The 19,791-nt window shown below is 60.3% G+C and carries 19 protein-coding genes and 1 tRNA gene; 9 read left to right on the forward strand and 11 right to left on the reverse strand.

Going from position 1 to position 19,791, the window contains the following annotated elements:
* The first annotated feature begins 28 nt into the window (after positions 1-28).
* From ACP7C6_RS20990 to ACP7C6_RS21000, 3 genes are all read left to right on the forward strand, one after another.
* Positions 29-1,345, forward strand: coding sequence for a S41 family peptidase (locus ACP7C6_RS20990; RefSeq protein ID WP_028615370.1), 1,317 nt, complete (start codon positions 29-31; stop codon positions 1,343-1,345).
* Position 1,346: 1 nt separating this feature from the next.
* The gene (locus ACP7C6_RS20995) at positions 1,347-2,120 is read left to right on the forward strand and encodes a divergent polysaccharide deacetylase family protein (protein WP_068935632.1); all 774 of its coding nucleotides are present in this window, start codon (positions 1,347-1,349) and stop codon (positions 2,118-2,120) included.
* Positions 2,121-2,219: 99 nt separating this feature from the next.
* The gene (locus ACP7C6_RS21000; protein ID WP_305383410.1) at positions 2,220-3,494 is read left to right on the forward strand and encodes a Vps62-related protein; all 1,275 of its coding nucleotides are present in this window, start codon (positions 2,220-2,222) and stop codon (positions 3,492-3,494) included.
* Here the strand turns inward: ACP7C6_RS21000 and ACP7C6_RS21005 are convergent.
* From ACP7C6_RS21005 to ACP7C6_RS21035, 7 genes are all read right to left on the reverse strand, one after another.
* On the reverse strand, positions 3,447-4,202 hold the full coding sequence (locus tag ACP7C6_RS21005) for a substrate-binding periplasmic protein (RefSeq protein WP_068935628.1): 756 nt from the start codon (positions 4,200-4,202) through the stop codon (positions 3,447-3,449). The two genes, ACP7C6_RS21000 and ACP7C6_RS21005, sit on opposite strands and share 48 nt — an antisense overlap.
* Before the next feature lie 67 nt (positions 4,203-4,269).
* The gene (gene hisF, locus ACP7C6_RS21010) at positions 4,270-5,040 is read right to left on the reverse strand and encodes an imidazole glycerol phosphate synthase subunit HisF (protein ID WP_003171107.1); all 771 of its coding nucleotides are present in this window, start codon (positions 5,038-5,040) and stop codon (positions 4,270-4,272) included.
* A gap of 9 nt (positions 5,041-5,049) precedes the next feature.
* Complete coding sequence (gene hisA, locus ACP7C6_RS21015) at positions 5,050-5,787, reverse strand: 1-(5-phosphoribosyl)-5-[(5-phosphoribosylamino)methylideneamino]imidazole-4-carboxamide isomerase (protein ID WP_426109188.1); 738 nt, start codon at positions 5,785-5,787, stop codon at positions 5,050-5,052.
* 39 nt (positions 5,788-5,826) lie between these two features.
* Positions 5,827-6,084: a DUF2164 domain-containing protein gene (locus ACP7C6_RS21020; RefSeq protein WP_028615366.1), complete on the reverse strand. Its 258-nt coding sequence runs from the start codon at positions 6,082-6,084 to the stop codon at positions 5,827-5,829.
* The gene (gene hisH, locus ACP7C6_RS21025; protein ID WP_426109189.1) at positions 6,085-6,723 is read right to left on the reverse strand and encodes an imidazole glycerol phosphate synthase subunit HisH; all 639 of its coding nucleotides are present in this window, start codon (positions 6,721-6,723) and stop codon (positions 6,085-6,087) included.
* Positions 6,723-7,319 carry an imidazoleglycerol-phosphate dehydratase HisB gene (gene hisB / locus ACP7C6_RS21030; protein WP_028615365.1) on the reverse strand — a complete coding sequence of 199 codons (597 nt, stop codon included), beginning with the start codon at positions 7,317-7,319 and terminating at the stop codon, positions 6,723-6,725. The genes hisH and hisB overlap by 1 nt, the downstream gene beginning before the upstream one ends.
* A 306-nt stretch (positions 7,320-7,625) precedes the next feature.
* Positions 7,626-9,287: an OFA family MFS transporter gene (locus ACP7C6_RS21035; protein WP_028615364.1), complete on the reverse strand. Its 1,662-nt coding sequence runs from the start codon at positions 9,285-9,287 to the stop codon at positions 7,626-7,628.
* A 325-nt stretch (positions 9,288-9,612) separates the two neighbouring features.
* Between ACP7C6_RS21035 and ACP7C6_RS21040 the strand changes: the two genes are divergently transcribed.
* The 4 genes from ACP7C6_RS21040 (at position 9,613) to ACP7C6_RS21055 (ending at position 13,335) form a co-directional block, all read left to right on the forward strand.
* Positions 9,613-11,823: an AsmA family protein gene (locus ACP7C6_RS21040; RefSeq protein WP_426109190.1), complete on the forward strand. Its 2,211-nt coding sequence runs from the start codon at positions 9,613-9,615 to the stop codon at positions 11,821-11,823.
* Entirely contained in the window at positions 11,820-12,887 is a 1,068-nt protein-coding gene (gene mutY / locus ACP7C6_RS21045) for an A/G-specific adenine glycosylase (RefSeq protein WP_426109191.1), read from the forward strand. The genes ACP7C6_RS21040 and mutY overlap by 4 nt, the downstream gene beginning before the upstream one ends.
* Positions 12,884-13,156 carry an oxidative damage protection protein gene (locus ACP7C6_RS21050; protein WP_028615361.1) on the forward strand — a complete coding sequence of 91 codons (273 nt, stop codon included), beginning with the start codon at positions 12,884-12,886 and terminating at the stop codon, positions 13,154-13,156. The genes mutY and ACP7C6_RS21050 overlap by 4 nt, the downstream gene beginning before the upstream one ends.
* Before the next feature lie 103 nt (positions 13,157-13,259).
* Positions 13,260-13,335: transfer RNA gene (locus tag ACP7C6_RS21055), tRNA-Phe, on the forward strand.
* A gap of 126 nt (positions 13,336-13,461) precedes the next feature.
* On the opposite strand, the gene ACP7C6_RS21060 is transcribed toward ACP7C6_RS21055, so the two are convergent.
* The 3 genes from ACP7C6_RS21060 to ACP7C6_RS21070 form a co-directional block, all read right to left on the reverse strand.
* Positions 13,462-13,737 carry a hypothetical protein gene (locus tag ACP7C6_RS21060; RefSeq protein WP_028615360.1) on the reverse strand — a complete coding sequence of 92 codons (276 nt, stop codon included), beginning with the start codon at positions 13,735-13,737 and terminating at the stop codon, positions 13,462-13,464.
* An 88-nt stretch (positions 13,738-13,825) separates the two neighbouring features.
* Positions 13,826-15,418: an ArnT family glycosyltransferase gene (locus ACP7C6_RS21065; RefSeq protein ID WP_068933775.1), complete on the reverse strand. Its 1,593-nt coding sequence runs from the start codon at positions 15,416-15,418 to the stop codon at positions 13,826-13,828.
* Positions 15,419-15,504: 86 nt separating this feature from the next.
* Positions 15,505-16,470, reverse strand: a complete 966-nt coding sequence (locus ACP7C6_RS21070) for an arsenic resistance protein (RefSeq protein WP_305383407.1) — start codon at positions 16,468-16,470, stop codon at positions 15,505-15,507.
* 243 nt (positions 16,471-16,713) lie between these two features.
* Between ACP7C6_RS21070 and ACP7C6_RS21075 the strand changes: the two genes are divergently transcribed.
* Entirely contained in the window at positions 16,714-17,691 is a 978-nt protein-coding gene (locus ACP7C6_RS21075; protein ID WP_426109192.1) for an alpha/beta fold hydrolase, read from the forward strand.
* A 12-nt stretch (positions 17,692-17,703) separates the two neighbouring features.
* Entirely contained in the window at positions 17,704-18,111 is a 408-nt protein-coding gene (locus ACP7C6_RS21080; RefSeq protein WP_028615356.1) for a hypothetical protein, read from the forward strand.
* A gap of 77 nt (positions 18,112-18,188) precedes the next feature.
* Here ACP7C6_RS21080 and gabP read toward each other — a convergent pair whose 3' ends face one another.
* The gene (gabP, locus tag ACP7C6_RS21085; RefSeq protein WP_028615355.1) at positions 18,189-19,580 is read right to left on the reverse strand and encodes a GABA permease; all 1,392 of its coding nucleotides are present in this window, start codon (positions 19,578-19,580) and stop codon (positions 18,189-18,191) included.
* Positions 19,581-19,791 lie beyond the last annotated feature (211 nt).

Genomic DNA, 19,791 nt, shown 5'->3' on the forward strand with positions numbered 1-19,791 from the left:
CTGCATCTACATTAGGAGTTCGTTCGACATGCTGCATTTGTCCCGCCTCACTTCGCTGGCCCTGACGATCGCCCTGGTGATCGGCGCGCCTCTGGCATTTGCCGACCAGGCTGCACCCGCCACAGCCGCGACCTCTGCCGCAACCACTAAGGCGCCGTTGCCGCTGGACGAGCTGCGCACCTTTGCCGAGGTCATGGACCGGATCAAAGCCGCCTATGTCGAACCCGTAGATGACAAGACCCTGCTGGAAAATGCCATCAAGGGCATGCTCAGCAACCTCGACCCGCACTCCGCCTACTTGGGCCCGGAAGATTTCGCCGAGCTGCAGGAAAGCACCAGCGGTGAGTTCGGCGGGCTGGGTATTGAAGTCGGTTCCGAAGACGGCAACGTCAAGGTGGTCTCGCCGATTGATGACACTCCGGCGTCCAAGGCCGGTATCCAGGCCGGCGACTTCATCGTGAAGATCAACGGCCAGCCGACCCGTGGCCAGACCATGACCGAAGCCGTCGACAAGATGCGCGGGAAGATCGGCCAGAAAATCACCCTGACCCTGGTACGCGACGGCGGCAACCCGTTCGACGTGACGCTGACCCGCGCGACCATTGTAGTCAAAAGCGTGAAGAGCCAGCTGCTGGAGTCGGGCTACGGTTACATCCGCATCACCCAGTTCCAGGTCAAGACCGGCGACGAAGTGGCCAAGGCCCTGGCCAAGCTGCGCAAGGACAACGGCAAGAAGCTCAACGGCATCGTGCTCGACCTGCGTAACAACCCAGGCGGCGTGCTGCAGTCGGCGGTGGAAGTGGTCGACCATTTCATCACCAAGGGCCTGATCGTCTACACCAAGGGCCGTATCGCCAACTCCGAACTACGCTTCTCGGCTACCGGCAACGACCTCAGCGAAAACGTGCCATTGGCCGTGCTGATCAACGGCGGCAGCGCCTCGGCCTCGGAGATCGTCGCCGGCGCCCTGCAAGACCAGAAACGCGGTGTATTGATGGGCACCACCAGCTTCGGCAAGGGCTCGGTACAAACCGTGCTGCCGCTGAACAACGAGCGCGCGCTGAAAATCACCACCGCGCTGTACTACACGCCGAACGGTCGCTCGATCCAGGCCCAGGGCATCGTGCCGGACATCGAGGTGCGCAAGGCCAAGATCACCAACGAGATCGACAGCGAGTACTACAAAGAGGCAGACCTGCAAGGTCACTTGGGCAATGGCAACGGTGGCGCCGACCAGCCAACCGGTAGCAGCAAGAAAGCCAAGCCGATGCCGCAGGATGACGATTACCAGTTGGCCCAGGCGTTGAGCCTGCTCAAAGGCCTGAGCATCACACGCAGCCGTTGATATGCGTTTTGCCCTGATCATCGCTGTGCTGTGCAGCCTGGCCGGGGTCGCCCAAGCGACCTCAGCCGGCGAGCCTCACAAAGCCTACCTGACGCTCATCATCGACGACCTCGGGCAAAACCTGCCCCGGGACCGTCGCGTGCTGGCCCTGCCTGGGCCTGTCACGACGGCGATCATGCCCGACACGCCCCACGCCGCCGAATTTGCCCGCGAAGCTCATAAGGCCGGCAAGATCGTGATCCTGCACATGCCCATGGACCCAGCCACCGGTCCGTTCGCATGGCACCCCGAGTTGACCATCGAAGAACTGGGCAAGCGCCTGGACGCCGCTTTCAAGGCAGTGCCCTACACCGCCGGCATCAACAACCACATGGGCAGCCGCATGACCGCACAACCGGCTGCCATGGCCTGGCTGATGGCCGAGCTGCAACGGCGCAACAAGTTCTTTGTCGACAGCCGCACCAGCGCACAGACCGTCGCGGCGGCCGAAGCGCAGAAGATCGGCCTGGCCCACGTCTCGCGAGATGTGTTCCTGGATGACGAGCGCACCGAAGCAGCGATCACTACGCAATTGCAGACCGCAATCAAACTGGCGCACAAGCAGGGTTCAGCGGTGATGATCGGCCACCCTTATCCACAAACCCTGGCGGTGCTGGAGCGCGAGCTGCCCAAGCTCAAGGCCCAGGGCGTCGACTGGATTGATATCAAGTTGATGATCAGCGTGCGCAGCAATCGCGCCATGGCCGGTCACGGCAAAGATGGCATCTATCGCTAGATAGTTACCACTCACGCAGTTCCATGTTCCCGAATAGTGCGCGTACATGTGGCAAGAACGCCACGTCACGACAGTGCACTTTTGGCATCGGGAAAACCTATGGAACCGCTTAAGTACAAAGACCTGCTGATCAGCTTCACCACGGAATTCACCCAACTTTGGAATGACAAAGGCACTCGCGCCAAGCAGGCCGTGACCTTTTGGCGACCGAGCACGAGCGCCGACCACCTGACCCCGTTTTATTCCCTGGGCGACGTGGCGGTGGGTGACTACCAAAATATCAACCAGCACAAAATCGTCGCGGTAGTCAGCGAAGTGGACAAGGACAACGGCACGGCACTGCGCATGCCCGATGATTTCGAGTTGGTCTGGAAGCATTCGGGGCCAAGGGTAACGACTGCCTGCTCGGTCTGGCGGCCGATTGCACCCAATGGGTATGTGGCGATGGGGCTGGTGTGCGGTGTTGGCAATGACAAGCCGCCGCGCAGCACCCTGCGCTGTATCCGCGCAGATCTCGTGGTCGAATCCCAGGCTGATGCCTTGATCTGGAACGACAAGGGCAGTGGCGCTCTCACATCCTTCAGCGCCTGGACGGTTGCTCCCCCGCTGGCCTCTCCCGGAGAGGCGGTGCTTGCCCCCGGCACCTTTGCCGGGGCAGGTTCCTATACAAAACCGCGCTTACAACCAACGGCTTACGCCCTACGTATTGCGCTGACACTGCATTATCCCGCCTTACCGCCGGAACCGGCACACTGGCGTCCAGGGCCGGAGAGTGCACCCAGCGCTTATGAACTGCCATGGTTTACGGTAAAGGACGCTGTACTGAGCCCCGTGGAGCAACTGCAAAGCTCCCCGATCTACCGGCTGGAGAGGACCGACCGGCATGCCTTATTCGCCAGCGAGCGCAACGAAACAGACAGCAGCAAAATCGTCAATTGGCAGAGTCCGAAGGGGGAAAGCTACAATTATTCATTGCAACTCAAGACCCTGACCGGTATCGAGATATCCGGTGAATGGGCCGCGAATACCCCAGCATCGGCACTCAATTTCTCTGCCAGGCTCGACAGCGAGTTCACCCACGGTTCATCGACTCACGGCTGGGGAAATATGACGATCGTAGAGGTCATCGTCTATGTGCCCGCCAACCAATATGTCGACGCCTACATCACCAAGAGCAACTACACGTTGCTACGAAAGGACGGTAGCCAGTCAGGCCCCGAGCTGGGCTACTTCAGCGAGGTGAAGCTGCACTTTCACGAGCCTGCCGAACAGGTGCCCGCCCAGACTGTGGAACCCGAGGCCTTGCCACCTGCCGCTGAAACCACCTTAGAGGTAGCGACCCATGATGTCAGCGACAACACCCTCGTCCCGTAACTGATCCAGGGCCGCCTGTAGCTTGGCCACCAGTTCATCCGACACGTTCTTGTTCAGTGCCAGGTACAGCTCGGCACTGTTGAAGCGCAGCACGGTCTTGAGCCCGGTCACGCCCACCTGGCGCGCCAGGTAGCGGCCCGCGGGATCTCCGGTAGCCCACAGGTCGATTTGGCCATCCAGCAGTTTTTGCGCGTTGTCTTGATCGCGCAGAACCATCATTGGCTTGAGACCCTGTTTTTCAAGGGTCTCGGCAATAGCATCGCCTTTGTAGGCGCCGATCTTGTAGCGGCGCGCCTGTTCGAGGTCGTCGAGCTGGATCTTGCTGTCAGCCTTGGCCAGCAGCACCCAATCGTCCGGGCCGATGGGGCCGACCCATTTGAACAAGGCTTCGCGGTCCGGTAGGCGGGCCATCACGAACACGCCATAACCCGGTTTTTCCAGGGCGAGCTTGTAGATGCGCTCCCAAGGAAATCGCAGGGTGAGGTTGTAGGAAATGCCGGCGCGCTTGAAGGTTTCGCGCACGATGTCCACGGCGATGCCTTCGATGTTGTCTTCCTTGGCGAAGTTCTTGCCGTTTTTCGCCATGTTGTACGGCGGGAAGTTTTCCGTCAGCAACACCAGGGAAGTGTCAGACAGCTCCTCGGCGTGGGCTGGGCCCGCCAAAAGGATGGACGTACTGGCGAGGGCAAGCAGAAGATGTCTGAACATGAAGGGCGACCGGAATCCATGGCAAGCGCAAAGAGTGCCGCGCACTTGCCATGGTGTCCAGCAGCATTCAGCGAACGACGATACCGCGCGCGGCCATGTAGGCTTTTGCCTCGGGAACGGTGTATTCGCCAAAGTGGAAAATACTCGCCGCCAGCACCGCACTGGCGTGGCCTTCGATCACGCCATCGGCCAAATGCTGCAGGTTGCCGACGCCACCGGAGGCGATCACTGGGATGCCCAAGGCGTCGCTGATAGCGCGGGTTACGCCCAAGTCGAAGCCGTTTTTCATGCCGTCCTGGTCCATGCTGGTCAGCAGGATTTCACCCGCGCCCAGGCCTTCCATCTTCATCGCCCACTCCACCGCATCCAGGCCGGTCGGCTTGCGCCCGCCGTGGGTGAAGATCTCCCAACGCGGGGTTTCGCCCGGGCCAGAGACTTTCTTGGCGTCGATGGCAACCACGATGCATTGCGAACCGAAGTGTTGCGCGGCTTCGCCGACGAACTCCGGGTTGAACACGGCGGCGGTATTGATCGAGACCTTGTCCGCGCCGGCATTGAGCAGGTTGCGGATGTCTTGCACGGTACGCACGCCACCGCCCACGGTCAGCGGGATGAACACCTGGCTGGCCATGCGCTCGACGGTATGCAGCGTGGTGTCACGGCCGTCGACGCTGGCGGTGATGTCGAGAAAGGTAATCTCGTCGGCACCTTGCTCATCGTAGCGACGGGCGATTTCCACCGGGTCGCCGGCGTCACGGATGTTCTCGAACTTGACGCCCTTGACCACGCGACCGTTGTCGACGTCCAGGCAAGGGATGATGCGTTTGGCCAGCGCCATGGTCAGTCCTCAGCCGTTGTAGGCATCGCAGTAAGCCTGGGCTTGGGCGACGTCCAGGGTCCCTTCGTAGATCGCGCGGCCGGTGATGGCACCGATGATGCCTGGGGCCTTGGCGTCCAGCAGCGACTTGATGTCGCCCAGGTTGTGGATACCACCGGAAGCGATCACCGGGATCTTGGTCGCAGCAGCCAGCGCGGCGGTAAACGGCACGTTGCAGCCCTGCATCATGCCGTCTTTGGCGATGTCGGTATAAACGATGGCAGAAACGCCGTCAGCTTCGAACTGCTTGGCCAGGTCGATGACCTGCACGGTGCTGATCTCAGCCCAGCCGTCGGTGGCGACGAAGCCATCCTTGGCGTCCAGGCCCACGATCACTTTGCCAGGGAACGCGCGGCAAGCTTCGGCGACGAATGCCGGGTCTTTCACGGCCTTGGTGCCGATGATCACGTAGCTCACGCCGGCCTTGACGTAGTGCTCGATGGTTTCCAGGGAGCGGATACCGCCGCCGATCTGGATCGGCAGGCTCGGGTAGCGCTTGGCGATGGCCGTGACCACTTCGCCATTGACCGGCTGACCTTCGAAGGCGCCGTTCAAGTCCACCAGATGCAGACGACGGCAGCCCCCTTCTACCCATTTGGCAGCCATGCTCACCGGGTCATCGGAGAACACGGTGGAGTCTTCCATGCGGCCTTGGCGCAGACGGACGCAGGCGCCGTCCTTGAGATCGATAGCGGGGATAATCAGCATCTGGCAAACCTTATTCGAAATTCAGCAATGCTTGGGAAATCAGGGTTTCTCAAGCGACCACAGGTCGCTTTCGATGCTTTCGAACCTTTCTTTAAGGAGCGTCTGCGTATCGAAAATCGCCCTGTTGTAATAGTGCGGAGCCACTTCGGTGGTGAACAGCTCAAGAATCTCGGCGACCTCGAACGAGCCCAATTTAAGCTCGAAGCGGTCCTCCATGAAGCGCTTGATCTTGAGGGTGGCCTCACTCTCCTGCTCGGGCGTGAGGTTCAAGATCGGCGGCTTCGGCTTCCTGGCCATTTACCAGCGCCCGTCCCAGGCGGCGAAGTTCTGCAGCAATTGCAGGCCATGGGTATGGCTCTTCTCCGGGTGGAACTGCACGGCAAAGCGCGAACCTTCGGCCAGCGCGGCGGCGAAGTCGACGCCGTAGTGCCCGCTACCCACCACCTGGCCCGGCTTACCGGCAGCGATGTAGTAGCTGTGCACGAAGTAGAAGCGCGCCATGTCCGGCACTTCGTGCCACAGCGGGTGATCCACGGTCTGGCGGACTTCGTTCCAGCCCATGTGCGGGACTTTCAGGTGTTCGCCGTCTTCATGCAGGTCCTTGCCGAAGAACTTCACCTGGCCCGGGAACAGACCGATGCAGTCGACGCCGTCGTTCTCTTCACTGCTGTCGAGCAAGGCTTGCATGCCAACGCAGATGCCGAGAAACGGACGATCCTGGCTGACTTCGCGCACCAGGCTATCAAAGCCCAGGCGGCGGATTTCGGCCATGCAATCGCGAATCGCACCGACACCGGGAAACACCACCCGGTCAGCTTCGCGAATCACGCTGGCATCGCTGGTGATCAGCACCTTGCCGGCCCCTACGTGTTCGAGGGCCTTGGCCACCGAGTGCAGGTTACCCATGCCGTAATCGATAACCGCGACCGTCTGCATTACAGGACGCCCTTGGTCGAGGGCATTTGCCCGGCCATGCGGTCGTCCAGCTCAACGGCCATGCGCAGCGCGCGGCCAAAAGCCTTGAACACGGTTTCGATCTGGTGGTGGGTGTTGGTACCGCGCAGGTTGTCGATGTGCAGGCTGACGAGTGCGTGGTTGACGAAACCCTGGAAGAATTCCTGGAACAGGTCGACGTCAAAGCCGCGGCCCACATTGGCACGGGTGTACGGCACATGCATCTGCAAGCCTGGGCGGCCGGAGAAGTCGATGACCACGCGCGACAGCGCTTCGTCCAGCGGGACATAGGCGTGGCCGTAGCGACGGATGCCTTTTTTGTCGCCGATGGCCTTGGCAAATGCCTGGCCGAGGGTGATGCCCACGTCTTCCACCATGTGGTGGTCGTCGATGTGCAGGTCGCCCTTGCCTTCGATATCCAGGTCGATCAGCCCGTGACGGGCGATCTGGTCCAGCATGTGCTCAAGAAAAGGTACACCGATATCAAATCGGGCCTTTCCGGTGCCATCCAGGTTGATCGAGGCTTTGATCTGGGTTTCCAGAGTGTCGCGCTCGACGGACGCCTTACGTTCGGCCATCACCAGCTCCGCAAAATCATTGGGCGAAAAAGGCAGCCATTATAGGGGCGCGGGCGCTAAACAGAAACATCGAAGGGGATAAGACTGACGAGTTGAAGCGAGGAATGTCGGGGATAGACATGTGCATACATGTGGGCACCAGCTTATGTGGCGAGCGGGCTTGCCCCGCGTTGGGCTGCGAAGCAGCCCCAAAACCTACCTACGCGTTTTAACTGAAAAAACGCGCTGGTCTCATTGGGGTCGCTTCGCGACCCAACGCGGGGCAAGCCCGCTCACCACACAAAGCCAGGCCCTACAGGGTTTGCATCAGTGGAACAGGACTGCGGTCTTCTGCAGGGTCACCCACACACCCCACGCCAACGGAATACCCACCACCAGCCAGGCGGCAATCGCCAAAGGCACGGTGCCAGGGGCAGCTTTCCACTCCAGGGAAGTAGTCGCGTCCGCGCCTTTGTCGTGGCCCAGCGCCTGTTCGGCGGCCAGTTCAGCGTCGGTCATGAAGTACTTGTCGGCCACCGGACGAACCAGCAGGTTGCAGATGAAACCCAACACCAGCAGGCCGGCGAGGATGTACAACGTGATGTCGTAGGCCGCGGCGCGTTCAACGCCGATGCTCAGCTGGTATTCGCGAAGGTAGTTCACCAGTACCGGGCCCAGCACGCCAGCTGCAGCCCAGGCGGTCAGCAGGCGACCATGGATCGCGCCAACCATCTGGGTGCCGAACAGGTCGGCCAGGTAGGCCGGAACGGTCGCAAAACCACCGCCGTACATCGACAGGATGATGCAGAACGCCGCCACGAACAGCGCCACATTGCCCAGGTGACCCAGGTTCGGGATCAGCGCGTACAGGGCAAAGCCCAACGCGAAGAACACGAAGTAGGTGTTTTTACGGCCCAGGTAGTCGGAGAACGACGCCCAGAAGAACCGGCCACCGATGTTGAACAGGCTCAACAGACCGGTGAAACCCGCAGCGATGGCTGCGATGGAAGCCAATTGGCCCGCATCCAGTTGGCCAAACGGCACATCCACACCCAGCAGCTTGCCGCCGAACACTTCTTGCAGCAGTGGCGAAGCCATGCCGAGGATGCCGATACCGGCGGATACGTTCAGGCACAGCACCAGCCAGACCAAGCGGAATTGCGGGGTTTTCCACGCCACGTTCACGTGCACGTGACGGTGAGTGATCATCGCGTTGCTGGCCTTTTTCGCCGGCGCGGTCCAACCCTCAGGCTTCCAGCCGGTAGGCGGCACGCGGTAGGACAAGGCGCCGCCGATCATGAACACGAAGTAGATCGCAGCCATTACCAGGAAGCTCTGCCACACGCCCACGCTGTCGGGCGTGGCAAAGTGGCCCATCAAGGCTGCTGCCAACGGAGCGCCGACCATCGCACCGCCGCCGAAGCCCATGATCGCCATGCCGGTCGCCATGCCGCGCTTGTCCGGGAACCACTTGATCAGGGTCGACACGGGCGAGATATAGCCCAGGCCCAGACCGATACCGCCAATGACCCCGGAGCCGATCCACATCAGCCAGATCTGGTGCGTATAGATACCCAACGCCGAGATCAGCAGACCACCGCACCAGCACAATGCCGATACAACACCGGCCTTACGTGGCCCGGCGTGTTCAAGCCAGCCGCCCCAGATCGCTGCCGAGCAGCCCAGGAAGATGAAGAACAGGGTGTAGATCCAGCCCAGCATGGAGATGGGCCAGTCGCATTGGGACGAGAAGACTTGGGTGATGAAGCTCATGTCCGGCGCGCAGGCGACCGGCTTGGTGATGCCCAGTGCCTTGGACAATGGCAGCCAGAACACCGAGAACCCGTAGGCCATGCCGATGCACAGGTGGATGGCCAGGGCGGCCGGTGGAACCAGCCAGCGGTTGAAGCCGGGCTTGGCGATGATACGTTCCTTGGACAGGAACGCAGGCTGTGCGGCAGTTGAACCTGCCACAGTGCTAGTGCTCATTGGTGTTTCCCCCAGTTGTTAGTATGTGTCCGTCAGGCGCTCTCTCCCTCGGCCTTGCACGCAAAGCGTTGGCCGTTGTTGTTGAGTAAAGCTCCATTTGAGCGCGACGCTATGTCGCAGAAGGCAGACGAACCTGCGCAGATTAGCACCTGTGGATGACAGAAAAACCAAACTGATATCACCTTTTTAAGGAAATCTGTTTTGTTTGACGCCAAAAACCCGTTTCCCGTCCCTGGATACAATGTAACGATCGGGGCACTGACGCAGGCCGTCGGGCGTTATACTCTGCGGCTAAATTTTGAAATCGACATACAAGGACTCGCCCATGAAAGCGTTCGGCAAAATCCTGGGTCTGGTACTTCTCGGGCTGTTGCTGATCATTGTGGCTCTAGGCTTTGCCCTGACCCATCTCTTCGATCCCAACGACTATAAAGACGAGATTCGCCAGATTGCCCGCGACAAGGCCCACATCGAGCTGACGCTCAATGGCGATATCGGCTGGAGCCTGTTCCCCTGGCTAGGCCTGGAACTGCACGAAGCCAGCGTGGCGACCCTGACCGCGCCGACCCAGCCATTCGCCGACCTGCAGATGCTCGGTCTCTCTGTCCGCGTGCTGCCGCTGCTGCGCCGCGAAGTACAGATGAGCGATGTGCGCGTCGAAGGCCTCAACCTGCGCCTCAACCGTGACAAGCAAGGCCACGGCAACTGGGAAGACATCGGCAAGAACGTGACCGAGGCGACCGTCGGCAGCCCAGGCTCGACCGAGAAACCCTCCGAACCCGAACCGGAAAAACCCTCGAAGCCCATTCGCCTGGACATCGACAGCCTGACGGTCAACAACGCTCGCGTCGAATACAACGACGAGCAGACCGGCAAGCAGTTCAGCGCTGAAAGCATCCAACTGAGCGCCGGTGCCGTGCACGAAGGCGCCAGCATTCCGGTGAAGCTCACTGCGTTCTTCGGCAGCAACCAGCCGGTGATGCGCGTCAAGACCGAACTCAACGGCAACCTGCGCATCCAGCGTGCGCTCAAGCGCTATCAGCTTGAAGACATGAAGATCAGCGGTGAAGCCACGGGCGAGCCGCTGCAAGGCAAGACCGTGACGTTCTCCACCCAGGGCCAATTGCTGGTGGACCAGGCGGCCAATATCGCCGAATGGACCAATATGAAGTTGTCGGCCAATCAACTGCGCGCACTGGGCGAGCTGAAGGTCAACGATCTGGACAAGACTCCGCAGCTCAGCGGCGCGCTGTCCATTGCCCAGTTTGACCTGGCCAAGTTTCTCGACGGTGTTGGCCACCCGCTGCCGCCCATGGCCGAGGGCAGCCTGAGCAAGGTCGAACTGGTCAGCCGCCTCAAGGGCACGCCGAGCAGCGTGGCCCTGGAAGACCTGAACCTGAAACTCGACGGCAGCACCTTCACCGGCCGCCTCGCCGTGGAGGATTTTGCCAAGCAATCCCTGCGCGTCCAGCTCAAGGGCGATACCTTCAACGCCGACAACTACCTGCCGGCCAAGTCTGAATCCGCCAAGGGTGCAGCCGCAGCCCGCCAGGCCGAAGTACAGAACAGCGAAGCCGGTGCCATGGCCGCCGGCGGCACCACACCGCTGCCCGACGCACCGACCAAAGGTGCCTGGAGTACCGACAAACTGCTGCCGCTGGCGCGTCTGCGCACGCTGGATGTGAACGCCGACCTGGCCTTCGGCCAACTGACCTTGAGCAAGCTGCCAATCCAGAATGCGGCGCTCAAGGCGTCGGGCGTCGATGGTCAACTCAAGCTCGATACCCTGAGCGGTGGCCTCTACAACGGTACTTTCCAGGCCAACGGCAGCCTCGATGTGCGCCAGGATATTCCGGTGCTGGCGCTGCAAAGCCATATCAAGCAAGTGCCGGTCGAACGCATCCTGCAAGCCCAAGGGCAAAACCCACCGGTGAAGGGCCAGATCACCTTCGACAGCAACCTCACGGGCCGTGGCAATAGCCAGAAAGCCCTGATCGACAGCCTCAACGGCACCGCCAGCTTTGTGATCAACAACGGCGTGTTGCTCAACGCCAACCTTGAACAGCAACTGTGCACCGGTATTGCCCTGCTCAACCGCAAGACCTTGAGCAGCACACCGCAAGGCAAGGACACGCCGTTCCAGGAGTTGAAGGGCAACCTGACCTTCCGTAACGGCGTAGCCAGCAACCCTGACCTGAAAGTGCGCATCCCCGGCCTGACCGTCAATGGCAACGGCGACATCGACCTGCGTGTGCTGGGCATGGATTACCGCGTAGGCATCATTGTCGAAGGCGACCAGCGTGCAACGCCGGACCCGGCCTGTCAGGTGGGCTCGAACTTCCAGGGTATCGAAGTACCGCTGCGCTGCCGTGGCCCACTGGAGCTGGGAGCCAAGGCCTGCCGCCTGGACAAGGACGGCCTGGGCCAGGTCGCCATCAAGGCGGCCGGCAACCGCCTGAACGAAAAGCTGGAAGAGAAGCTCGACAAGGTTAATCCACAACTCAAAGACGCTTTGAAAGGCCTGTTCAAACGATGAGAAACGAGCAGTTTTCAGCGGCGGTGTTGGACTGGTACGACCGCCACGGTCGCCACGACCTGCCCTGGCAACAGGGCATCACGCCTTATCGGGTGTGGGTCTCGGAGATCATGCTGCAGCAGACCCAGGTGAGCACCGTGCTCAACTATTTCGATCGTTTCATGGCTTCGCTGCCAACGGTCGAGGCCTTGGCGGCCGCGCCGGAAGATGAAGTGCTGCACTTGTGGACCGGCCTGGGTTACTACACCCGGGCGCGCAATCTGCAAAAGACCGCGAAGATTGTCGTGGCCGAGTACGGCGGCGAGTTTCCCAAGGATGTCGAGAAGCTCACCGAGCTGCCCGGCATCGGTTTGTCCACGGCTGGTGCGATCGCCAGCCTGAGCATGGGCCTGCGTGCACCGATCCTCGACGGCAACGTCAAACGCGTGCTGGCACGCTTTACCGCGCAAGAGGGCTACCCAGGCGAGCCCAAGGTGGCCAAGCAGCTATGGGCCACCGCAGAACGCTTCACGCCTCATGATCGGGTCGACGCCTACACCCAGGCGATGATGGACATGGGCGCCACGCTCTGCACCCGCAGCAAACCCAGCTGCCTGCTGTGCCCACTGGAAAAAGGCTGTGAAGCCCACATGCTCGGCCTGGAGACGCGCTACCCAATCCCCAAGCCGCGCAAGGCTATCCCGCAGAAGCGCACGCTGATGCCGTTGCTGGCCAATGCAGAGGGCGCGATCCTGCTTTATCGCCGTCCCTCTACAGGCCTGTGGGGCGGCCTGTGGAGTTTGCCGGAGCTGGACGACCTGCAAGACCTGGAACACCTGGCCCACCAGCACGCGCTGGAGCTGGGCAAGCAACAGGCGCTGCCAGGGCTGATCCACACCTTCAGCCACTTCCAACTCGCCATCGAACCCTGGCTGGTCCAGGTCGAGGAATCCGCCCATCACGTGGCCGAGGCAGACTGGCTCTGGTATAACCTCGCCACCCCGCCGCGCCTGGGCCTTGCCGCCCCGGTAAAAAAACTGCTGAAGCGCGCGGCCGACGTATTGAATGCAGGAGTTCCGTCATGACCCGCACCATCATGTGCCGCAAGTACAAAGAAGAATTGCCAGGCCTCGAGCGCCCTCCGTACCCAGGCGCCAAGGGCCAGGACATTTTCGAGCACGTCTCCGCCAAAGCCTGGGGCGACTGGCTGAAACACCAGACCCTGCTGATCAACGAAAAACGCCTGAACATGATGAACGCCGAAGACCGTAAATACCTGGCAGGCGAGATGGACAAGTTCTTTTCCGGCGAGGAATACGCCAAGGCTGACGGCTACGTGCCGCCTGCTCAATAATTGATCAAAAACCGGGGTCTGCACGTAAGCGACGGTAATAATTAAATATTTTTTGAAAACTTGCTTGACGACCCCCTGAAAAACCCGTTTAATGCGCCCCGTTGCCCAGATAGCTCAGTCGGTAGAGCAGGGGATTGAAAATCCCCGTGTCGGCGGTTCGATTCCGTCTCTGGGCACCACTATTCAGTTTCAGGTGGTGCAAACGTCATCTGAAACACACAAGAAACCCGCCTAGTGCGGGTTTTTTGTTGCCTGGCATTTATCGGCCTAGCCTGAGGCGATTCAGCATCACCCCAGTAGATCTTTCACTTTCCATCCCACATCAACGTAAACACCGCCACCCGCTCCTGATCGGAGATCTGAAAGCCCCGCTCCTCGACTCGATCAATCCAACCCTGCGCCGACAGCTTCTCGCCAAACCGCACCAGGCGCCCATAGCGCTTGAAGACAGCTCTCAGCACATTGATCATCGCAGGGTAGCTGCAGCCGCCGTCGAAGCAGATGCTCAACCAGCCAATTCGCGAACGGCCGATCACGTGGCCACAGTCAGGCCGCTTAAAGTCCTTTTTCGTCATATCCATGAGGCTTCCAGTACGGCAATTCCAAAAAACAGCTCAATTGAATGACTGATCGGTCACCCAGCTGGCGAACATACAGCAACTTGCTGAGTCATTTCAGCAAAAACACCATCAGTGGATTGTCGTTCAGCCGCCCCTCAAAGGTCGGCGCCTGACGCTCAAGCGGCGTCCCTTGCAGCAGTGCGGTCTCCTTGCGCGACACAATTACCCAGGCGGGCCGAGGCAAGCCCTCTAGCCCCTCGAGCTGTTGACCGCCGACAAACAGCGGTTGCTCATCATGGTCCAGGTTCATCATGTAGCGCACCGCCCAAGTGTCTCGCCCCAAATTGATAAACACCAGCGGTCCAGGCGTCTCTGCACGCAGAGCTTCTACCTGACCGACAAACTTGCGGGTATCGAACTGCATATCCTTGGACGGCTCCACCACCGTCACCAACAACAACCATTGCGCCAGCAATGCGATCAGGCTGAGCCACACCAACCGCCCCGCTCGCCGCCAGGCGATCAGCGCCGCCACTTGCAACACCCCTAACACGCCAATCAGCAACGGCAGCGAAACGTCAGGCCAGTAACCATGCTTTTGCCACGCATGTCGACAGACGAAGACTACAACCACGCACAACGCCGGTAGCGCCACGACCAGCCCTTCGTAGCATCGGCGCACGCCCGAGAGCCAACTCGGCGCCTGGAGCAGCCCATAGGCCGCGACAGCCGCAAACATGGGTACCATCGGCAGGATGTAATAGGCGCGCTTGAAGTGCGGCACCGACAGCCCGAGCAAGATCATCAAGCCGCAGGCGCCGAGTCGCACCACCAGTTGCATGTCGCCTTCGAACCGCTCGGACCAGCGATGACGCAGCGCAATCAGGGTGGCCAGCGCCAACGGCACCACCGGGAAGTAGCGGTAGAGGCTCAACTGGAAGTAGAAATAAAACGGTTCTCCAGTTTCATCGAGACGACCGCCCACCTGCATCCTGAACACCTCGTCTGCAAAGGCGTCGCCCCCACTGATGCGCGCCAACTTCATCAGCAACCACCAACAGATTGCCAGCAGCACCAGGCCAACAGTGCCGTGAATCAGCACCTGCTTCACTCGCTCCCCTGGACTGCCCAACGCCCAGTACACACAGACCACACCACAGACTTCGATCAACCCCAGCGGCCCGCGTATCGCAAAGCCCAGGATGAACAACGCAAACACCGCAAGCCGCCTCCAGCGCCCGCCACTGTGCAACAGGTAAAAACTTCCTACACACAACAACGCCACCATCTGATCCAGGCAGACAGAGCGGGATTTTTCGAGCAGCTGGGTGGTAAGCAAGGTCAACAGCACAGTGAGCAGCGCCCACTGACGATTCGACGGGGCCAGCAAGCGGTAGATCAAGGCAACTACGCCAGCCGAAGCCAGAGCGGTGGGCAGCACATTGGCCAGATGATTGGGCGCGCCAAACAGTCGGGCAAACACAAAGCTGAAAAAGGTCGCGGTTCCAGGGTAATCCGCGTAGGGCTGACCATAGGTGGTCGGGAAAAGACTCGCGCCATGGCGAAACATTTCTTGCAGGAACAGCGCCCAGCGTCCGTCAAATCCTTGGGGCTGCTGATCCCAGATCCCCAGGGTGAACAGCAGCAGGGCAAACAGGAAAATGCCCAGGGATTCCAGGCGAAAACGGTTGCGGTGATCCATCGGTTGACCTGTCAGTTAGGGGCGCCGACTTATGGTGCCGAATGCCCTGCTGAATAGCGCCTGAACAGACCTGAACATTCCCGCGTTTACCGACCTGCGGGCCACACCCATTTCGGGATCAACCGAACGTAAATCAGCTCACCAACGAGCTCGACCAGGGTTTGCAGGATCACCGCAGTCGCCGCCAAGCCACGCACATCTTCGGGTAGCGCCAGCGCCAAGGGCAGTACCACCAGCGAATTGCGCGTCGATGCGCTGAACGTCACCGCCCTGGCCGTAACCGCAGGCAGTGCAAACAGCCGCGACGCCAGCGCGCCCATCAACGGCGCCAGCAACAGGAAACCGACGTACACCGGGATCACCGGCAGCAACAGGTTGATATCCCGCACCACCGACGTGATCTGCGAACCGATCACCACAAACAGCACCAATGCCATCGCCGGCACCGGTATCCACGCCCAGCCGCCGTTCCAAGCACTGACGAGTGATGATCGCCGCGCCACTGAAGCCGTGAGAACTGCCACAACCATGGGCAGCACGATCAACCAGAGGAATGCCTCGATAAATGGCTGCACCTCAACAACCACTCCGGACTGCGCCCCTAGCATCACGCCCAGGTAGATCGGCAAGAGCGCCAACTGCAGCAACAACAGCACCGGCGTCGCCGCCAGCATCAACCGCGAATCACCCTTGCCGATATGAGTAAACACCACCACGTAGTCGATGCACGGGGTCAGCAATACCAGCAACGCTCCTACCAGCAGTGCCGGGCGTCCTGCGAGGCCTTGGGTCAATGCCCACACCAGTAACGGAATGAGGATGAAGTTGGCGAACAGTAACGCTGACAGGAAGCGCTTGTTGGTCAGGCTTTGACGTAGGTCCAGAAAGGGGATTTGCAGGAACATTGCATACATCAGCACTGCGATGGCGGGTGTGATCAGTGTGCCGAGGTGGTGGGCGAATGAGGGGGCGAGCAGACCGAAACCGGCAGCCAGCAGCACGACTACGAAGTACAAAGGGATCTGGTTGCGTTCGAGGGTATCGCGGGTCATGAAAACGCCTTGGTAGATCGCAAAGGTGTAAGCCTATGTATCTATTGGCGCAAGGTCGAGTGGAGCGGAACCAACGGTCATAGCTGGCAGCCTGCTCTTCAGTTTCAAACTCTGAAACGATGGGAGATAGTGGGATGCTCATAGAGACCTCCTTAATGGATGCCTGCCAGACGCGGTGCAACTGCTGGCAAACTGGTGAACTGTTACTAAAAAAATAAGAAACCTATTAAGGCCGAGAACCCAATGAATTTGAACGACGCCTCTTTGCGATTGCCCTCGGCCTCACCTGCGCGCGAACACCGCGAATCCTTCAAGGAGGCCGCCGCCGACGGTCACCTCATCAGCGGCTTCACCTGGCGACACATCAGAACCGATCCAACGCGGCCCGTGGTGATCATCAACGCCGCCACCTCCGTCCGCTGCCGCCACTACGCCCGCTTTGCCGACTACCTGTTCGCCAACGGCGTTGACGTCATCACCTACGACTACCGTGGCATCGGCGAATCCCGCAGCGGCTCGTTGCGTGGCTTCAAGGCCTCATGGTCGGATTGGGGCGCGCTGGATTTCGAGGCAATGCTGAAGCGCGCGCAACGGGAGTTTCCGGGGCAGCCGATTGATGTCGTCGGCCATAGCTTCGGTGGCTGCGCGGCAGGGCTCGGGGCGTCGGGCGCGGTCATTCGGCGGATCGTGACCGTAGGCGCGCAGTTTGCGTACTGGCGCGACTACGCAGCGAGTGTGCGCTGGCGGATGTTTGCCAAGTGGCATGTGACAATGCCGTTGCTGACGGCACTGTACGGGTACTTCCCCGGCAAGCGCCTGGGCTGGCTGGAAGACACACCTGCGGGCGTGGTGAGGGACTGGAGTACACCGACGCCCAGCTACGAAACACGTCCCAGCGGGCGGGCCTTGGGCGAGCTGCCATTCAGTCGTGTAAAAGCGCAGATACTGGCCATCAGCATCACTGACGACCCGTTCGGGACCGTGGCCGCCATCGAGCGATTATTGGGTTACTTCGACGGCAGTGAGCTCACTCATCTGCGGATCGCGCCTGAGGACATTGGTGAAAAGACGGTCGGCCATTTCGCATTTTTTCGCAGCGAGTATCAGGATCGGCTGTGGCCGATTGCATTGGCGTGGCTTCAAAACGGCCAATTGGCTGCAGATACCCTTGGGATTTCCCTCAACCTGCGCTTCAATACCCCATCCCGAGCCGAAACCTAGGACGCTGAGCCCATGGCCTCGCCGAACAAGCAGCAAAAACGTGCCCACCGGGCAAAGGCCAAGGCCAAGCAGAACCGTACCCAGCGCGCCGTAGCGACCAAACCGGATGCGTTTGCCGGCGACGACAGCCGCATTGACCTTGAGTCAGTGGATTTGACCGAGCTGTTCGTAGAGATGCGCACCGCGGGCGAGACCAGCCAACAAGCCCTGTGCGCCGTATTCTTGGCCCACCCGTTGCTGGCACTGGTGCTGGAACAGGAAGGCGAAGAAGAAGCCACCGACTTTATCCTTGCAGCGCTGATCGAGTATCGGCAGTGGGCTACAGATACCGATGATGAAGCCGCAGCACTGGCGTGGATCGAGTCTCCGCAATTCCAGGCGGATTACGTGGCGGCCTCAAAAGAATTGTCACAACCTTGAACCTGTAGGAGCCGGCTTGCCGGCGATGGGGGCCGTTAGGACGCCATCGCCGGCAAGCCGGCTCCTACAGTCATCGTTTAGTTCAGTACTGCAGCGCCTACTCTCTGCGCCTTGCGACGGCTCGCCACAATCAGTCCCGCCACCACCACCAACAAGCTCAGGACACCGGTCGCAATAATCTCGATCCGATGCGCTTCCTGAAACAGCATGATGGTCAGCGTGCCCACGATGAACACCATCACCGCGTAGGTCAGGCCTGGGAACAGCCACATCTTGAAGACAATCTTCTCGCCCGCCGCCGTGCGTTTCTGGCGCATGCGCAGTTGCGACACAGCGATGACCAGGTACACCAGCAGCGCAATAGCGCCGGAGCTGGCCAGCAGGAACTCGAACACCGCCGCAGGGGCCACGTAGTTGGCGAATACCGCCAGGAACGCCGCGCCAGTAGACAACAACACCGCCCAGTAAGGCGTGCCGCTCTTGTTGGTGCGCTTGGCCACCGCCGGTGCATCACCGCGACGACCCAGGGAGAACAGCATGCGCGAGGCGGTGTACAGCGCCGAGTTCAAGCAGCTGGTCACGGCAACCAGTACCACCAGGTCGACGATCAGCTTGGCATTCGGGATACCCATGCGCTCCAGCACAGTCTGGTAGGAACCTACGGCCGCCAGGGTCGGATCGTTCCATGGCACCAGGGACACCACGATGAAGATCGACAACAGGTAGAACAAACCAATGCGCCAGATCACCGAGTTGGTGGCCTTGGTAATCTGCTGGCCTGGGTTCTTCGATTCAGCGGCGGCGATGGTGACAATCTCGGTGCCCATGAAGGAGAACATGGTGGTCAGGATCGCGGCCAACACGGCGCCCATGCCGTTGGGCATGAAGCCTTGGGTGTCGAACAGGTGCGAAACGCCGCTGACCTGGCTGGTCGGCAGGAAACCGAAAATCGCAGCCAGACCAAGGATCACGAAGCCCACGATCGCCACAACCTTGATCAACGCAAACCAGAACTCAAACTCGCCGTAGTTCTTCACGCTGAACAGATTAGTCGCCGTCAGCAGCAAGGTGATGATCAGCGTAAAGGCCCAAATGGCTACATCCGGGAACCAGGCATGCAGGATGGTCGCAGCCGCGTTGGCTTCCAGCGGAATCACCAACACCCAGAACCACCAGTACAACCAGCCGATGGTGAAACCGGCCCAATGGCCAATTGCCCGGTCGGCGTAGGTGGAGAACGAACCGGTATCCGGCGACGCCACGGCCATTTCGGCCAGCATGCGCATCACCAACACCACCAGCGTGCCCGCAGCGGCGTAAGCCAGCAGTACGGCCGGGCCGGCGGCAGCAATCGCGTGGCCGGAGCCGACAAACAAACCGGCACCGATGACGCCAGCAATCGACAGCATGGTGACGTGACGCGGTTTGAGCCCCTGTTCGAGGTCATTGGAGCTTTGCGTACTACTCATTGACACACCTTTACGAGGAATTGCGAAAACGGTCCGCCCGGCCCGGGATCTTTCTCGTGAAAAGAAACCAACAGGGCGTTCTTTATTTTTTACGCAAGATTTGCGCCAAAATGTTACAGAGCCGCGATTGACGCGGGCTGTAGGACGTTTCAACATCACTTGCAAGTCATTGAGAACAATGGCATTCCGCTATAGCGTTACCGTGCGACCC

Source organism: Pseudomonas sp. TWR1-1-4, from assembly GCF_049897165.1.
In the GTDB taxonomy this organism is placed as follows: Bacteria; Pseudomonadota; Gammaproteobacteria; order Pseudomonadales; family Pseudomonadaceae; genus Aquipseudomonas; species Aquipseudomonas canadensis.

Bases quoted from the DNA above. Each gene is read 5' to 3' on its own strand.
- ACP7C6_RS20990 (WP_028615370.1), top strand. From the start codon at position 29: ATGCTGCATTTGTCCCGCCTCACTTCGCTGGCCCTGACGATCGCCCTG.
- hisB (WP_028615365.1), bottom strand. From the start codon at position 7,319: ATGGCCGAACGTAAGGCGTCCGTCGAGCGCGACACTCTGGAAACCCAG.
- mutY (WP_426109191.1), top strand. From the start codon at position 11,820: ATGAGAAACGAGCAGTTTTCAGCGGCGGTGTTGGACTGGTACGACCGC.
- ACP7C6_RS21005 (WP_068935628.1), bottom strand. From the start codon at position 4,202: ATGTTCAGACATCTTCTGCTTGCCCTCGCCAGTACGTCCATCCTTTTG.
- ACP7C6_RS21060 (WP_028615360.1), bottom strand. From the start codon at position 13,737: ATGGATATGACGAAAAAGGACTTTAAGCGGCCTGACTGTGGCCACGTG.
- ACP7C6_RS21050 (WP_028615361.1), top strand. From the start codon at position 12,884: ATGACCCGCACCATCATGTGCCGCAAGTACAAAGAAGAATTGCCAGGC.
- ACP7C6_RS21000 (WP_305383410.1), top strand. From the start codon at position 2,220: ATGGAACCGCTTAAGTACAAAGACCTGCTGATCAGCTTCACCACGGAA.
- ACP7C6_RS21080 (WP_028615356.1), top strand. From the start codon at position 17,704: ATGGCCTCGCCGAACAAGCAGCAAAAACGTGCCCACCGGGCAAAGGCC.
- gabP (WP_028615355.1), bottom strand. From the start codon at position 19,580: ATGAGTAGTACGCAAAGCTCCAATGACCTCGAACAGGGGCTCAAACCG.
- ACP7C6_RS21035 (WP_028615364.1), bottom strand. From the start codon at position 9,287: ATGAGCACTAGCACTGTGGCAGGTTCAACTGCCGCACAGCCTGCGTTC.
- hisH (WP_426109189.1), bottom strand. From the start codon at position 6,723: ATGCAGACGGTCGCGGTTATCGATTACGGCATGGGTAACCTGCACTCG.
- hisA (WP_426109188.1), bottom strand. From the start codon at position 5,787: ATGCTGATTATCCCCGCTATCGATCTCAAGGACGGCGCCTGCGTCCGT.
- ACP7C6_RS21070 (WP_305383407.1), bottom strand. From the start codon at position 16,470: ATGACCCGCGATACCCTCGAACGCAACCAGATCCCTTTGTACTTCGTA.
- ACP7C6_RS21020 (WP_028615366.1), bottom strand. From the start codon at position 6,084: ATGGCCAGGAAGCCGAAGCCGCCGATCTTGAACCTCACGCCCGAGCAG.
- ACP7C6_RS20995 (WP_068935632.1), top strand. From the start codon at position 1,347: ATGCGTTTTGCCCTGATCATCGCTGTGCTGTGCAGCCTGGCCGGGGTC.
- ACP7C6_RS21040 (WP_426109190.1), top strand. From the start codon at position 9,613: ATGAAAGCGTTCGGCAAAATCCTGGGTCTGGTACTTCTCGGGCTGTTG.
- ACP7C6_RS21065 (WP_068933775.1), bottom strand. From the start codon at position 15,418: ATGGATCACCGCAACCGTTTTCGCCTGGAATCCCTGGGCATTTTCCTG.
- hisF (WP_003171107.1), bottom strand. From the start codon at position 5,040: ATGGCGCTGGCCAAACGCATCATCCCTTGCCTGGACGTCGACAACGGT.
- ACP7C6_RS21075 (WP_426109192.1), top strand. From the start codon at position 16,714: ATGAATTTGAACGACGCCTCTTTGCGATTGCCCTCGGCCTCACCTGCG.